This is a genomic window from Mycobacterium sp. DL592 (assembly GCF_011694515.1).
GTDB lineage: Bacteria > Actinomycetota > Actinomycetes > Mycobacteriales > Mycobacteriaceae > Mycobacterium.
In genome coordinates this window covers 2,986,335-3,001,242 of sequence record NZ_CP050192.1, presented here as the reverse complement: position 1 = coordinate 3,001,242, position 14,908 = coordinate 2,986,335, and the positions used below count along the sequence as shown (strand labels likewise).

The following is a 14,908-nucleotide window of genomic DNA, read 5'->3' as shown; positions in this document are numbered from 1 at the left end:
CTGAGATTGGCTGTGACGCCGCTTACAATAACTTGCTCGGCTTCGGGCGCGGTTTTGACCGCTCAGCGGCGATAAGCGCGCCCAAACCCCGCTTGGTCGCAGGTTGGCAACAGCCGCCAGGAAATTCGTGTTGCAGATGGTGCAGATGAGGCAGATGCGACTAGTCTTGCGAATATGGCGAATAAGACGGCCGCTCGCTCTGGCGCGCGAACGACCAGGTCAAAGGGTGCTTCGCGACCGGCTAAACCGGCCGCACCCCGGCGTAAGCCCCCCGCCAAGAAGCGCACCGCCTCACCAGTGGCCTCCGCCGCGGCCGCCAGCGGCCGGGCGGCCCGGGCCACCTGGCTGATGGTGGCCAAGGGCGCGGGCTCCACCGCACGCTCGGTGGGCCGCGCCCGCGACATCGAGCCGCACCACCGCCGCGACGGCATCGCTCTGGGCCTGCTGGCCGTCGCCGTCGTCGTCGCCGCCAGTTCCTGGTTCGACGCCGCCCGCCCGGTCGGGGCATGGATCGACTCCGTGCTGCGGACCTTCGTCGGCGGCGCGGTGGTCCTGCTGCCGCTGGCGTTCGCCGTCATCGCGGTGCTGCTGATGCGCACCGAACCCAACCCTGAGGCGCGGCCGCGCCTGATCCTGGGCGTCGCCATGGTCACCCTGCCGGTGCTCGGGCTGTGGCACCTGTGGTCGGGTGCCCCGCTGGAACCGGCGGCCCGCCAGCACGCCGGCGGATTCATCGGCTTCGCCATCGGGGGACCGCTGGCCGACGGCGTCACCCCATGGATCGCGACCCCGTTGCTGATCATGGCGGCGCTGTTCGGTGTTCTGCTGCTGTCGGGCACCACCATCCGCGAACTGCCCGAGACGCTGTACGCCATGTTCAGCACGCGGGCGCACTACGACGACGACGACGAGTACGACGACGAGGAGCCGCAGGCGCCTCAGCTCGCCGAGCCCGATGACTTCTCCGACGGCTACTACGACGACCCCCGCACCTACGAGGACGAGGCGCCGTCGTGGCCGGGAACCCCGAAACCGGCCGGCACGCCGTATGACAACTACCCGCTCGACGACGACGCCCCGACCATCCCCGAGCCGGCGAAAGCCCGCCGCAAGAAGTCGGACACCCCGACGCAGGAGACCTCCAAGCAGGACACCAAGGCGCTGGACGCCAAGGTGCTGGACCGGGTCGTCGAAGGGCCCTACCACCTGCCCCCGCTGGACCTGCTCGTCGCGGGCGACCCGCCCAAGCGGCGCACCGCAGCCAACGATCAGATGGCCGACTCCATCACCTCGGTGCTGCAGCAGTTCAAGGTCGACGCCGCCGTCACCGGCTGCACCAGGGGACCGACCGTCACCCGCTACGAGGTCGAACTCGGCCCCGGGGTGAAGGTCGAGAAAATCACTGCGCTGCAACGCAATATCGCCTACGCGGTGGCTACCGAGAGCGTCCGGATGCTCGCCCCGATCCCGGGCAAGTCCGCCGTCGGCATCGAGGTGCCCAACACCGACCGGGAGATGGTGCGCCTGGCCGATGTCCTGACCGCGCCGTCCACCCGTCGTGACCACCACCCGCTGGTCATCGGGCTCGGCAAGGACATCGAAGGCGACTTCATCTCGGCCAACCTGGCCAAGATGCCGCACCTGCTGGTCGCCGGCTCCACCGGTTCGGGCAAGTCCAGCTTCGTCAACTCGATGCTCGTCTCACTGCTGGCGCGGGCCACCCCTGATGAAGTGCGGATGATCCTCATCGACCCCAAGATGGTGGAACTCACGCCGTACGAAGGCATTCCGCATCTGATCACCCCGATCATCACCCAGCCTAAGAAGGCCGCGGCGGCCTTGGCCTGGCTGGTCGAGGAGATGGAACAGCGCTACCAGGACATGCAGGCCTCGCGGGTGCGTCACATCGACGACTTCAACGCCAAGGTCCGCTCCGGTGAGATCACCACACCGCTGGGCAGCCAGCGCGTGTACAAGCCCTACCCGTACATCATCGCGATCGTCGACGAGTTGGCCGACCTGATGATGACCGCACCGCGCGACGTCGAGGACGCCATCGTGCGTATCACCCAAAAGGCCCGTGCGGCAGGCATTCACCTGGTGCTGGCCACCCAGCGGCCATCAGTCGACGTCGTCACCGGTCTGATCAAGACCAACGTGCCGTCGCGGCTGGCGTTCGCCACCTCGTCGCTCACCGACAGCCGGGTCATCCTGGATCAGCCGGGTGCGGAGAAGCTGATCGGCATGGGCGACGGGCTGTACCTGCCGATGGGTGCGAGCAAGCCGCTGCGCCTGCAAGGCGCCTACATCACCGACGAAGAGATCCAGGCCGTCGTGCAGGCCTGCAAGGACCAGGCCGAGCCGGACTACACCGACGGCGTCACGGCCGCCAAACCCTCCGGCGAGCGCACCGATGTCGACCCCGACATCGGTGACGACATGGACGTCTTCCTGCAGGCCGTCGAGCTCGTGGTGTCCAGCCAGTTCGGTTCCACCTCGATGTTGCAGCGCAAGCTGCGGGTCGGCTTCGCCAAGGCAGGCCGTCTGATGGACCTGATGGAGACCCGCGGCATCGTCGGGCCTTCGGAAGGCTCCAAGGCGCGCGAGGTGCTGGTCAAGCCCGACGAGTTGGCCGGCACCCTGATGCTGATCCGCGGCGGTTCCGATGCCAACGGCGGCGACGCCGACGAGGACGAGTTCTAGAGGTTGATTGAGCGCTCACGTCGCACATCGCAGTACGGAATGCCACGTGAGCACTCAATCAACTTGCGGCTCTGGTCGACCGGGCGTCCCACGCCCGCTGCACGCGGCTGATGACGTCTGCACGGCGGTGATCGGCCAGCACACGCACCACGATCCAACCGATCGACATCAGGTAGTCGTGTCGCTCCACATCGATGGTGTAGGCGGTCCGACTGGTGCGGTGGTGCTCACCGTCGTACTCGACGGCCACCTTGATGTCTGGCCACCCCATGTCCAGAAAGTATCGGCGACCGCACGGTCGCAGGACGGGGATCTGTGTGCTCGGCCGGGGGAAGCCCGCGGCGACGAGGTCAAGCCGCAGGTATGTCTCCTGTGGTGACTGCGCGCCGGCGTCGACGGCCGACAGCATGGAAGGCAGTCGCCGGACGCCTCGTAGATGGGGGTGCGCGTCAGCGATCTCGAGGACATCGCTGTCCCGGAAGCGGGTTGCGTTGGCCAGCGCGTCCAGGTCCGCGATGCCGCGGCGGCCGGTAGCCCGCCGCGCGAGATCGAATGCCGTTCGGGTGATCGTTGTGACGGGTAAGCCGCCGCGGTGCGTGAGTTCGGCGGCCAGCAGTGTCTCGCGGCGGGTGACAATCCCGCGCGGGCAGCGATTGTTGGTGAAGTTGAGCTCGATGGGAGTGTCAGGATCAACCCATCGTGCACCGTGCAGCGCCGCTGCTGCGCGGCCGGTGACCGTCGCCTGCCGCCCCGACCACAGCCAGGCCGCTTCGGTGCGGTCCAGAAGTGTCAGGGCTCCGCGCGGGGCGTAAACATCCGGGAACAGGCGCTGATGGGTGTTGGCGAGCTGATAGCGGTTTACTCGCCCAGCCGCCAACGCCTCAGTGCCGACGAACACCCGCGTCATGCCGCCCAACGCTGCCAGCCGACTCACGTGCCCGCTGTCGGCTATCCACAACATCATTCAGTGAGCGTTGAAGACTGCGAAAGCCTGACCGATCGCTGCGTCGACGCTCACTCAATGAGTTTCTAGAGGATCAACAGCATCCGCGTGTTGCCGAGAATGTTCGGCTTCACATACGACAGGTCGAGGAACTCCGCGACACCGATGTCATACGAGCGGCACATCTCCTCGTAGACCTCGGCCGTGACGGGCGTGCCCTCGATCTCGCTGAACCCGTGCCGCCCGAAGAACTCGGTCTCGAAGGTCAGTACGAACAGCCGCTGCAGCTCGAGCTCACGGGCGACCTCGAGCAGGCGCCGCACGATCGCGTGCCCGACACCGGTGCCCTTGACCTTGGGGTCGACGGCGACAGTGCGAACCTCGCCCAGATCTGCCCACAGCACGTGCAGGGCGCCGCAGCCGACGACCTCGCCGGCGAACTCGGCGACCCAGAACTCCTGGACCGCCTCGTACAGCGTGACCAGGTTCTTCTCCAGCAGGATCTTGCCGGCGTAGGTGTCGACGAGGCGCTTAATGTCGGGGACGTCGGAGGTGCGGGCACGACGCACCACAAGGGTCGTGGTGCTGGTCTGTTCGGGCCACTCGCTCACGGGTGCAGAGTATCGGGCGCGGGAGGTCCGACTGCCAACCGATATTGTGATCGTCGTGTCGGGACAAACCCCAAGCGGTCCAGCGGTCCCGCGTGTACGAGTCGCCAACCTCGCCAATTTCCTGACCGGTATCAGGCTCGTCCTGGTCCCGGTCTTCCTGCTCTTCCTGTTCGCCGGTGACGGACACGAATCATCCAGTCGGATAACCGCATTCGCGATTTTCGCGGTCGCGGTGATCACTGATCGCCTCGACGGTTCGCTGGCCCGGGCCTACGGACTGGTCACCGAATTCGGCAAACTGGCCGACCCGATCGCCGACAAGATGCTCATCGGCGCCGCGCTGATCGGGCTGTCGATGCTCGGCGACCTGCCGTGGTGGGTGACCATCGTGATCCTGGTCCGTGAGATCGGAATCACGCTGCTGCGGTTCGCGGTGCTACGCCGCGGGGTGATCCCGGCCAGCCGCGGCGGCAAGCTGAAAACCCTGGTCCAGGCGGTCGCGATCGGGTTGTTCGTGCTGCCGCTGCACAACTGGCCGCCCGCGTGGCTGACCGTGGCCTGGGTGGTGATGTGGGCGGCGATCGTGCTGACCGTCGCCACCGGCGTCGACTACGTCGTCTCGGCGGCCAGGGACTCGCGGGCCCGGTCCGCAGGCCGCTGACCTGGCCGACATCGCCCGTTCGGCGCGATCGGGAACCAAATGGAACCCGCCTGACGTTTCAGTGATGGCTGCTACTGATGGAGGAGGACAGCCTGATGGCGGTATTGCTGCGCGAGGTGGTCGGTGACGTGCTGCGCGATGCCCGGACCTCGCAGGGACGCACCCTTCGCGAGGTGTCCGATACGGCACGAGTCAGCCTCGGCTATCTCTCCGAGGTGGAACGCGGCCGCAAGGAGGCCTCCAGTGAGCTGCTGGGTGCCATCTGCAGTGCGCTTGACGTCCCGCTGTCGCGGGTGTTGACCGACGCCGGACAGAAGATGGCCGTCCGCGAGCGGATCGCCACGCTGACCGCCGTGCCGAACGAGCCCGTCGTCGAGGTGGGTACCAAGGTGGTCATTCCGCACCCCGTTGCGATGGCTGTTGCCTGATCTGTTGACCTGCCGACATGCTGTAAGGGTGTGGTCGGACATCGCGAACCGATAAATTGGGCAACGATCACCGTTTACGGCACTCAATACGAAGGCGGAGCTAACTGATGGCCAATCCGTTCGTCAAGGCGTGGAAGTACCTGATGGCGCTCTTCAACTCCAAGGTTGACGAGTACGCCGATCCCAAGGTGCAGATCCAGCAGGCCATCGAGGAGGCGCAACGTACCCACCAGGCGCTGACCCAGCAGGCCGCCCAGGTGATCGGCAACCAGCGTCAGCTGGAAATGCGGCTCAACCGTCAACTCGCCGACATCGAGAAGCTCCAGGTCAACGTCCGTCAGGCGCTGACCCTGGCCGATCAGGCCGTCGCCGCCGGTGATGCCGCCAAGGCCACCGAGTACAACAATGCCGCCGAGGCGTTCGCGGCGCAGCTGGTCACCGCCGAGCAGAGCGTCGAAGACCTCAAAACCCTGCACGACCAGGCGCTGCAGGCAGCCGCCCAGGCCAAGAAGGCCGTCGAGCAGAACGCCATGATGCTGCAGACCAAGATCGCCGAGCGCACCAAGCTGCTCAGCCAGCTCGAGCAGGCAAAGATGCAGGAGCAGGTCAGTGCATCGCTGCGGTCGATGAGCGAGATCGCCGCCCCCGGCAACACCCCCAGCCTCGACGAGGTGCGCGACAAGATCGAACGTCGCTACGCCAACGCGATGGGCGAGGCCGAATTGGCCCAGAACTCCGTCCAAGGCCGGATGCTCGAAGTCCAGCAGGCCAGCGTGCAGATGGCCGGACACTCCCGGCTCGAACAGATCCGGGCGTCGATGCGCGGCGACGCGCTACCGGCTGGGGGTGCCGCCGCACCGGCGACCCCGGCGACCCCGGCCAGCACCCCCGAACCCGAAAAACCCCTCGGCCAGTAGGAGGCGAACTTCTCGATGGCGGTCACACCCGACAAGCCGGGCTTCTTCTCGCGGCAATGGCGTTCGACGCTGCAGCGGGGGATCGACACCGCCAGCGAGTACGCCGATGTGGCGGCACAGAAGCTCAGTGCCGCCGCCGATCCCCGCGCGCGGCTGCTGCGCAAGCGTCGGTGGGCGTTGCGCTTCGGCCTTTTCTTCACCTTTGCCACAGCGTTGTGGATCTTCGTCACCGGCCTGCTGGCCACGTGGAACACCCCGGTGTGGGCGTTGTTGATCACCGGGGTGATCGCGGCGGGCGCGGCCGCGCCGGCCACTCTGTTCCTGTTGCGCTATCGGTTCCTGCGTCGTGAACCGCTGCCGCCGCAACGGGCGCTCAGCGGCCGCCGGATGCCGCCGCACGGCTCGGCGGCGCGGCCGTCGATGTCGGCACTGGGCGCTTCCGAGCGCGGCCTGCATTCCCTGCTCGGTGTGTTGCAGCGCGGAAACATGTTGCCGCCCGAGGAGATTCGTGAGCTGACCGCCGCAGCCAACCACAGCGCGGCGACCATGGCCGCCACCGCGGCCGAGGTGGTGTCGATGGAACGCGCTGCGCTCGAGACGCCGAACTCGCGGGAGTATCTGGCGCCGACGATCAACGCGTTCACCGCCCAGCTCAACACCGGGGTGCGCCAGTACAACGAGATGGTGACCGCCGCAGCTCAACTGGTCTCAGCGGCGAACTCCGGTTCGATGTCGAGCTCGCCGATGTCGGCGCAGCGCTACCGCAACGAGCTCTCAGGAGCCACCGATCGGCTGCTCGGCTGGTCGCAGGCGTTCGACGAGCTCGGCCAGCTGCGCCGGGCCTAGAGCCGCGGCCGCAGGGCCGGCACCACCACACCCACCACGCCGCGGGCGAACGCCTTGGTGAAGTCGAACATGTCGAAGTAGTCCCGCCACAAGGTGATCCGGCCATTGTGGACCTCGAATACCCCGCACACCCAGAATTGCATCCGCAGCGGACCGACGACGAGCACATCGGTGCGCTCGGTGAGCACCGACGCGCCATTGACGGCGATCCGGTGGATCTTCACCTCGAAGCCCAGGAACGGCCGCTGCAGGCCCCGGAACAGCTTGATGGCGCGGGCCCGACCGTGGATGGTGGGGAAGCCGACGTTCTCGTAGACGAGGGTGGCGTCGAGCTGGGCGCCCGCGGTGTCGAGATCCTTGTCTTGTAGGGCGGCAAGGAAGACCTCGACGGTATGGGCGTTGTCGACGTCGGTGCTCACGTTGGCGGTCTGCTCGGTCATGTAGGCCAGGGTAGGCGCGACGGCTGTGGCAGGGTAGGCCGATGCGAGTGGCGGTGGTGGCAGGTCCCGATCCGGGCCACGCGTTTCCCGCGATCGCGCTGTGCCTGCGGTTCGCCGCCGCCGGCGACCAGGCCGTCCTGCTCACCGGGTCCGAGCGTCTCGAGGTGGCCCGGGCCGCCGGTGTGGAGGCTGTCGAGCTGGCCGGTCTGGATCCCGTCGACGGCGACGACGACAGCGACGCCGGCGCCAAGATCCACCAGCGGGCCGCCCGGATGGCCGTGCTCAACGTGCCGGTGCTGCGGCAACACCAGCCCGATCTGGTGGTCTCCGATGCGATCACCGTCTGCGGGGGGATGGCCGCCGAGCTCATGGGCAGCCCCTGGGTCGAGCTCAGTCCGCATCCGCTCTACCTGCCGTCGCGGGGACTGCCGCCCATCGGCAGCGGCCTGGCGCCCGGCACAGGCCTGCGCGGGCGGGCGCGCGACGCGATCATGCGCGCGCTGACGGCCCGATCGCTGCGCGACGGCGAGCGCCAGCGCAGCGCCGCCCGGGTCGGCATCGGGCTACCCGCCGCTGATCCGGGCCCGCTGCGCCGACTGATCGCCACCCTCCCGGCGCTGGAGGTGCCGCGGCCGGACTGGCCCGCCGACGCCGTCGTCGTCGGTCCGCTGCATTTCGAACCCACCTCGGCCGTGCTGCCGATCCCGCCCGGTGCCGGGCCGGTGGTCGTGGTGGCCCCCTCGACGGCCACCACCGGCGCCGAAGGGCTGGCCGAGCTGGCCCTGGGTCACCTGATCCCCGGTCAGACGCTGCCCGCCGGGTCGCGGGTGGTGATCTCGCGGCTGGCCGGCGGCGATGTCGAGGTACCGCCGTGGGCGAGCGTGGGACTGGGCCGGCAGGACGAGCTGCTCACGCACGCCGACGTGGTGGTCTGCGGGGGAGGGCACGGCATGCTGTCCAAGACCTTGCTGGCCGCGGTTCCGATGGTCGTTGTCCCCGGTGGCGGCGATCAGTGGGAGCTGGCGAATCGTGTTGTGCGCCAGGGCAGTGCCCGGCTGATCCGGCCGCTGACCGCCGAGTCGCTGGTGGCCGAGGTGGGCGAGGTGCTGTCCTCGCCGCGTTATCGGGACGCGGCCCGGCGTGCGGGGCAGAGCATCGCCGGGGTCGCTGATCCGGTACAGGTGTGCCACGAATCGGTGGCTGGGTAAGTTGGTGGCGTGCGGCTGACGGAATTCAACGAACTCGTCGAGGCGCAGTTCGGCCCGGTTCGCGGCTCCTCCCTGCTGGTGGACCACGTGCTGACCAAGCTGGGTGGACGGACCGCCGCGCAGGCCATCGAGGCCGGTGTGGAGCCCCGCGAGATCTGGCGGGCACTGTGCGCCGATTTCGACGTGCCCCGCGACCAGTGGTGACACCAAACCTGTTCATCGCGACACGCGGCGTGCCTCACTTGCCCTCGAACACATGTTCGTTATTGTGGTCGGAGTTCGACCGTCCCAGTTTTGTCGGTGCCTTGTCCTAGCGTCACGGCCAACTGACCAACACCGGTCAACCGAACACCGGAGAGAACGGAGCCCTCATGGCGCAGCAAGCCCCTGATCGCGAGAAAGCCCTTGAACTCGCGCTCGCGCAGATCGAGAAGAACCACGGCAAAGGCTCGGTGATGCGCCTCGGTGACGAGGTCCGTCAGCCGATCGCCGTCATCCCGACCGGCTCCATCGCCCTGGATGTGGCGCTGGGCATCGGCGGCCTGCCCCGCGGCCGCATCGTCGAGATTTACGGCCCGGAATCCTCGGGTAAGACCACCGTCGCACTGCACGCGGTGGCCAACGCCCAGGCGGCCGGCGGCATCGCGGCGTTCATCGACGCCGAGCATGCCCTGGACCCCGAGTACGCCGCCAACCTCGGCGTGGACACCGACTCGCTGCTGGTCAGCCAGCCCGACACCGGGGAGCAGGCGCTCGAGATCGCCGACATGCTGGTGCGCTCCGGGGCCATCGACCTCATCGTCATCGACTCGGTGGCCGCCCTGGTGCCGCGCGCCGAGATCGAGGGCGAGATGGGTGACAGCCACGTCGGTCTGCAGGCCCGCCTGATGAGCCAGGCGCTGCGCAAGATGACCGGCGCGCTGAACAACTCGGGCACCACCGCGATCTTCATCAACCAGTTGCGCGAGAAGATCGGCGTGATGTTCGGCTCGCCCGAAACCACAACGGGCGGTAAGGCATTGAAGTTCTACGCCTCGGTGCGTCTGGACGTGCGTCGCATCGAGACGCTCAAGGACGGCACCGACGCGGTGGGCAACCGTACCCGCTGCAAGGTGGTCAAGAACAAGGTGTCCCCGCCGTTCAAGCAGGCCGAGTTCGACATCCTCTACGGCAAGGGCATCAGCCGTGAGGGTTCGCTCATCGACATGGGCGTCGATCAGGGCTTCATCCGCAAGTCCGGATCGTGGTTCACCTACGATGGCGAGCAGTTGGGCCAGGGCAAGGAGAACGCCCGCAACTTCCTCATCGAGAACCCCGACGTGGGCAACGAGATCGAGAAGAAGATCAAAGAGAAGCTCGGTATCGGTGCGGTGATCACTGACGAGCTCGCCGTCGATGACGTTCTGCCCGCCCCAGTCGACTTCTGACAAGCGCGGAGAGCAGGCGCACGCGCTGTGCCTGCGCCTGCTCACCGTGCGGTCGCGGACGCGTTCGGAGTTGGCCGGCCAGCTGAACAAGCGCGGCTATCCCGAGGATGTCGCCGAGTCGGTGCTCGACCGGTTGGCCGCTGTCGGCTTGATCGATGACGCCGACTTCGCCGAGCAGTGGGTGCGGTCCCGGCGGGCGCGGGCCGGAAAAGGCAAGCGCGCCTTGGTTGCTGAGCTGAGAACCAAGGGAGTCGACGACGACGTGATCGCCGCCGCGGTCGAGGACATCGACGCGGGCGCCGAGCGGCAACGGGCCGAGGAACTGGTGGAGCGCAAGCTGCGCCGGGAGGTCCTTGCCGACGACAGCGACGACGCCAAGGTGATGCGACGCCTCGTCGGCATGCTGGCCCGGCGCGGCTACAGCCAGAACATGGCGGTTGCTGTGGTCAGCGAAGCCCTGGCGGCAGAACGCGAGCGCCGACGGGTCTAGCCGCCGCGGACGTTCAGCGCGCTGTGTAGCGCACCGCGCACGGATCTGCCGCACGCGCCACGCCGCCGATCTGAGCGGGCACCGGACGTGGGTAATCGTTCCACTCGGGCCTCAGGTCGTAGCGACTCGCGAGGCGGGTCATCGCCATCGCCATCGCCGCCAACGAAAAGGGCTGTGCCGGACAGGAATGCCTGCCGTGCCCGAAGGCGGTTACCAGCATCGGTGACGCCAAGGCATGTGCATTGACAAGCCGGTGCCGGTGCCACCGACTGGGATCCCATTCCGCCAGGCCGGCAGCCGCGGATGTGTTCAGTAGCGGCAGGAGCGTCGCGATAGTCCAGCCTTTCGGCACATCGACCACGCCTGAGCCGGTGTCGAATGCGACCGGTTCCAACACGGCGCGGGCCATGATCGAACGCTGCGCCAACCGGGTGCTTTCGAGGGCGCAGCTGGTCGCGAGGTCGCGATCGCCGCCCGCGACCAGACGCAGTTGATCGGGATGAAGGATGAGGTCGACGAGTGCCCAGCCGAGGGCTGCCATCAGGTTCGACATCGAGGCGATGTGGATGAGCGCTACGTCCATCGCAATGCCGCGATTGCGGACGTCTCGTGATTCAGGCGACCAGGCATCGACGATTCGGCTGAACAAGCCCGCGCCGGGATCGGGTATCGAATCATAGTGTTGCAGAGATGCTTCCATCACCCCGGAAATCTCTTCCAGGGCAGCCCGCTCGGCCCGCATCCCCGAGGCGGCTACGGCCGCCATCGCATCGGGGTGAACAAAGGCGTCGGAACCGTCGAGCACGTCGAATGCGCGAACCAGCCGCTCGAACGCCTCCCCATCGGCGCAGCCGGGCCCCGCCCAAGAGGCCAAACCCATGCGATGGCCGAGCCGTCGGGTCAGTGCGAACAGATCGACGGTGCCGCTCTCGACGAGTTCGGCCTCCGTCGCGTCGAGGGCACGGTCGAGATTCGCGAGGTATGACGTGACGTCGTCACGGCGAAACAGCGAACTCGGCAGTAGTCGTCTGCCGACAAAAACCTCGTCGGGCAGCTTTCGCCTCAGCATGAGGAAGTCCGCGACACCCTTACTTGCCGCTTCCTCAGCCAGCGCGTAGAACGATTCGACGCCGGCCGGCGAGAAGGTGAACAGGTATTTCGCACTCCCGCTCTGTACGACAAACGTGTCGCCACAACGTTCGCGTGCCGCCGCAATCGCGCCCACCGCGTCGTCGACCGCGAGATCCCATGGCAGCCCGACGCCGTCGGCGACCGGTAGAACGGCGAGCGGGTTCGGCACTAGGAGCCGTCGCTAGTGGCCACGACGCTGACGATACCGTCCCGGGGCGCCGTCTAGGCTGCACGCATGCGAATTTCAGCCAAGCTCGCACCCACGTTCACCTATCCCGAACTCGAACAGTTCTGGCGTGCCGCCGATGATCTCGGCTTCGAAGCGGTGTGGAACTACGACCACTTCTACGGTCTGGTCGAGGACACCAAACCGACGCATGAGGGGTGGACGACGCTGGCTGCGATGGCCGTGGTGACCCGCCAGGCCAGAATCGGCTGCATGGTGACCGGGGTGACCTACCGCAACCCGGCCATCCTGGCCAAGATGGCGGTCACCGTCGACCACATCAGCGGCGGCAGGCTGGACTTCGGCATCGGAGCGGGCTGGCACGAAGCCGAGCATCGCGGCTACGGCATCGACTTTCCCGGCCCCGGAACGCGTGTCGCGATGCTCGACGAGGCGCTGACCGTCATCCGGCGGCTGTGGACAGAAGAGTCGGTCACCTTCGAGGGCCGGTTCTACACCCTGCAGGACGCGATCTGTGAACCCAAACCGCTTCAGCGGCCGCATCCGCCGATCGTCGTCGGAGGGTCACAACCCAAGATGTTGCGCGTCATCGCCCGCCATGCCGACGAGTGGAACATGCCCAGTCATTCCGGCCCGCAGGAGTGGGGTGAGGCCAGCAGCCGGCTGACCGAGGCGTGCGCGGAGGTCGGCCGCGACCCGGCGGCCGTCACCAGATCCGTGCAGTTGTTCCTGCACCCCCGCGAACCCGAGCAGGTCGACGGCCAGCTCGACCTGCTGTCGCAGTACGCGGATCTCGGCTGCCAGCATGCCGTGCTGTCGTTCTACCAGCCGCCATCGGCCGAGCTGCTGCAACGCTGTGCGGCGTTGCGCTGAGCGACTTGGGCTCATGGCTCGCCTGGCGCAGCGGCGTGCGCGTGAGCCCGGAATGCCGCCGCGATGACGGCGACCCTGGGATCGGTGCGCAGCTGCTCGAAGGTGTGCGGCAGCGGCAGTCGCCAGTTCGGGTACTCGTCGATGGTGCCGGGCAGGTTGGGCTGACGTGGTTCACCGATGACGTCGTAGGGCGAGATGAACTTCACCCGGCTCGGCGTCGAGGCCAGAAAGCGGTGCATCGCAACCACGATGGCGGCGTCGTCGGACTCCGCAGACGTCAGCAGCCCCTCGGCGCCCAACAGCGCGATCCACTCCGCGCGATCGCTGGCCGCCGACCGTTGCTCGGCCGCAACGTCGTCCAGCAGTCCCAACTCCGCCCGCACACGCACGTGTTCACCCTTCAAAAACCCTGACGCCGTCGGTAGATCGTGGGTGGACAGACTCGCCGCGGCCCGTGCGGGCCACTTCGCCGACGGCAACAACGGCTGATCCGGAGCGGACTCGTCGCGCACGAACCAGGAGACCGCCGACCCCAGCATTCCGTTGGCCGCGAGCGCCTCGGTCACCTCCGGCTCGACAGTGCCCAGATCCTCACCGATGATGACAGCACCGGCGCGGTGTGCCTCCAGAGCCAGCACCGCGAGCATCACCTCGGCGTCGTAGTGGACGTAGGTGCCTCGATCTGGGCTGTCGCCCGGTGGAATCCACCACAGCCGCCACAGCCCGGCCACATGGTCGATCCGCAAGCCGTCGGCGTGGGACAGGATGGCGCGCAACATCTCCCGCAGCGCGTGGTAGCCAGTGGCGGCCAACCGGTCCGGCCGCCACGGCGGCAGCCCCCAGTCCTGCCCGGGCGGGGTGAAGTTGTCCGGCGGTGCCCCCACACTCACCCCGGTCGCCAGCACGTCGGCCAGTGCCCATGCGTCGGCGCCGTCGGCGTCGACCCCGACCGGCAGGTCGTGCAGCACCCCCAGCGCCATGCCGGCGGCGCGCGCCGCGTCGCGCACGGCACCGAGCTGCTCGGCGCACTGCGACTGCACCCAGGCGTGAAAGGCGATCCGCGGGACCAACTCTCGCCGGACCGCCGCCACCGCCGAACCCGCTGCCTCACGCAGCGGCACCGGCCAGCGGGTCCACCGCCCGCCGTGGCGTTCGGCGAGCGCACAGTAGGTGGCCCAATCGGTCAGTCCCGCACCGGCCGGCAAGCGCTCCAGCGGGTTGGGACGGCCGGCGTCACGCCAAAGAATTTCCAGCGCAGCACGTTTGGCCGACCACACCAGATCGTGGTCGATCCGGTCGGTGGTCGCCGACACCCGCACCGCGTCGACCTCCGCGCGGTTGTCCGGGGCGGCGCGCCGGTAGGAGTCGAGGTCCTCGATGCGCAACGCCAGCGGATTGGCGAATCGGCGGCTCGACGGCGTGTAGGGGGACGGCTGCACCGGATGCGTCGGGCCGGGCGCATTGAGGGGATTCAACAACACAGCACCGGCGCCGTGCTCGGTGGCGGTCCAGTCGATGAATTCACGAAGGTCGCCCCAGTCGCCGATACCCCATGACCGCGACGATCGCAGCGCATAGAGCTGGAGCATCCACCCCCAGGTCGCCGGGGCCACCGGCACCTGCGGGGGAGCCACGACCACGGTGGACTGCTGCCCGTCGCGGGTATGCAGGCGATACCACCCCGTCGCCATCCCGGCGGGAAACTCGTCGCGCACCTCGGTCTGCTCGCCGTCCTCGGCGACCACCAACGCGGCCCCGGGCAACGACCGCGCCCGCCCGTCCGCGCGCACCGCGATCGTCGGTGCCAGCGCCCCCGCGTCGGCGTGCTGCGCCAGCATGTCCAACTCAACGCGCCGGGCGGCTTCGGTACCGGCATCGACGTCGAGCAACCCCAAAACCCGGATCACCACGTCGGCGTCGACCTGCACCGTCTCGCGTCGTTCGTTGCGGTAGGACGTGGCGACCCCGTGGGCGGCGGCGAGCCGACGCAGGTCCCCGGGCACCGGTTTCGGGCGCGAAAGCATCCTGGTCCTATACCCGGGG

At 68.0% G+C, this 14,908-nt stretch carries 15 protein-coding genes; 10 read left to right on the top strand and 5 right to left on the bottom strand.

Annotated elements, in window-relative coordinates; all coding sequences use genetic code 11:
* Positions 1-174: 174 nt before the first annotated feature.
* Entirely contained in the window at positions 175-2,703 is a 2,529-nt protein-coding gene (locus HBE64_RS14450; protein WP_167103330.1) for a DNA translocase FtsK, read from the top strand.
* Between the two features lie 58 nt (positions 2,704-2,761).
* Here HBE64_RS14450 and HBE64_RS14445 read toward each other — a convergent pair whose 3' ends face one another.
* Positions 2,762-3,610, bottom strand: a complete 849-nt coding sequence (locus HBE64_RS14445) for an endonuclease domain-containing protein (RefSeq protein WP_167109205.1) — start codon at positions 3,608-3,610, stop codon at positions 2,762-2,764.
* 122 nt (positions 3,611-3,732) lie between these two features.
* A complete protein-coding gene (locus tag HBE64_RS14440; protein ID WP_208300692.1) occupies positions 3,733-4,218 on the bottom strand; it encodes an amino-acid N-acetyltransferase in 486 nt (161 codons plus the stop codon).
* Positions 4,219-4,312: 94 nt separating this feature from the next.
* On the opposite strand from HBE64_RS14440, the gene pgsA reads away from it, so the two are divergent.
* The 4 genes from pgsA (at position 4,313) to HBE64_RS14420 (ending at position 7,109) form a co-directional block, all read left to right on the top strand.
* Positions 4,313-4,918: a CDP-diacylglycerol--glycerol-3-phosphate 3-phosphatidyltransferase gene (gene pgsA, locus HBE64_RS14435; protein ID WP_167103324.1), complete on the top strand. Its 606-nt coding sequence runs from the start codon at positions 4,313-4,315 to the stop codon at positions 4,916-4,918.
* A 95-nt stretch (positions 4,919-5,013) separates the two neighbouring features.
* Positions 5,014-5,346, top strand: a complete 333-nt coding sequence (gene clgR, locus HBE64_RS14430; RefSeq protein WP_167109203.1) for a transcriptional regulator ClgR — start codon at positions 5,014-5,016, stop codon at positions 5,344-5,346.
* 107 nt (positions 5,347-5,453) lie between these two features.
* Complete coding sequence (gene pspA / locus HBE64_RS14425; protein ID WP_167103321.1) at positions 5,454-6,263, top strand: phage shock protein PspA; 810 nt, start codon at positions 5,454-5,456, stop codon at positions 6,261-6,263.
* Between the two features lie 15 nt (positions 6,264-6,278).
* Positions 6,279-7,109, top strand: coding sequence for a hypothetical protein (locus HBE64_RS14420; protein ID WP_167103318.1), 831 nt, complete (start codon positions 6,279-6,281; stop codon positions 7,107-7,109).
* Here the strand turns inward: HBE64_RS14420 and HBE64_RS14415 are convergent.
* Positions 7,106-7,549, bottom strand: a complete 444-nt coding sequence (locus HBE64_RS14415; RefSeq protein ID WP_167103315.1) for a limonene-1,2-epoxide hydrolase family protein — start codon at positions 7,547-7,549, stop codon at positions 7,106-7,108. The genes HBE64_RS14420 and HBE64_RS14415 overlap by 4 nt on opposite strands.
* A gap of 41 nt (positions 7,550-7,590) precedes the next feature.
* On the opposite strand from HBE64_RS14415, the gene HBE64_RS14410 reads away from it, so the two are divergent.
* The 4 genes from HBE64_RS14410 (at position 7,591) to recX (ending at position 10,674) form a co-directional block, all read left to right on the top strand.
* Positions 7,591-8,757 (top strand): glycosyltransferase, encoded by a 1,167-nt coding sequence (locus tag HBE64_RS14410; protein ID WP_167103312.1) that lies wholly within the window; start codon positions 7,591-7,593, stop codon positions 8,755-8,757.
* A 9-nt stretch (positions 8,758-8,766) separates the two neighbouring features.
* On the top strand, positions 8,767-8,961 hold the full coding sequence (locus tag HBE64_RS14405) for a DUF3046 domain-containing protein (protein ID WP_167103309.1): 195 nt from the start codon (positions 8,767-8,769) through the stop codon (positions 8,959-8,961).
* 167 nt (positions 8,962-9,128) lie between these two features.
* A complete protein-coding gene (gene recA / locus HBE64_RS14400) occupies positions 9,129-10,184 on the top strand; it encodes a recombinase RecA (protein WP_167103305.1) in 1,056 nt (351 codons plus the stop codon).
* Positions 10,153-10,674: a recombination regulator RecX gene (recX, locus tag HBE64_RS14395; protein ID WP_167103302.1), complete on the top strand. Its 522-nt coding sequence runs from the start codon at positions 10,153-10,155 to the stop codon at positions 10,672-10,674. Before recA ends, recX begins: the two co-directional genes overlap by 32 nt.
* Before the next feature lie 13 nt (positions 10,675-10,687).
* Here recX and HBE64_RS14390 read toward each other — a convergent pair whose 3' ends face one another.
* Positions 10,688-11,974 (bottom strand): cytochrome, encoded by a 1,287-nt coding sequence (locus HBE64_RS14390; RefSeq protein WP_167103299.1) that lies wholly within the window; start codon positions 11,972-11,974, stop codon positions 10,688-10,690.
* A 66-nt stretch (positions 11,975-12,040) separates the two neighbouring features.
* Here HBE64_RS14390 and HBE64_RS14385 point away from each other — a divergent pair, with 66 nt between their 5' ends.
* The gene (locus HBE64_RS14385) at positions 12,041-12,865 is read left to right on the top strand and encodes an LLM class F420-dependent oxidoreductase (protein ID WP_167103296.1); all 825 of its coding nucleotides are present in this window, start codon (positions 12,041-12,043) and stop codon (positions 12,863-12,865) included.
* Positions 12,866-12,876: 11 nt separating this feature from the next.
* Here the strand turns inward: HBE64_RS14385 and malQ are convergent, their stop codons facing one another.
* Positions 12,877-14,889, bottom strand: coding sequence for a 4-alpha-glucanotransferase (gene malQ, locus HBE64_RS14380; RefSeq protein WP_167103293.1), 2,013 nt, complete (start codon positions 14,887-14,889; stop codon positions 12,877-12,879).
* Positions 14,890-14,908 lie beyond the last annotated feature (19 nt).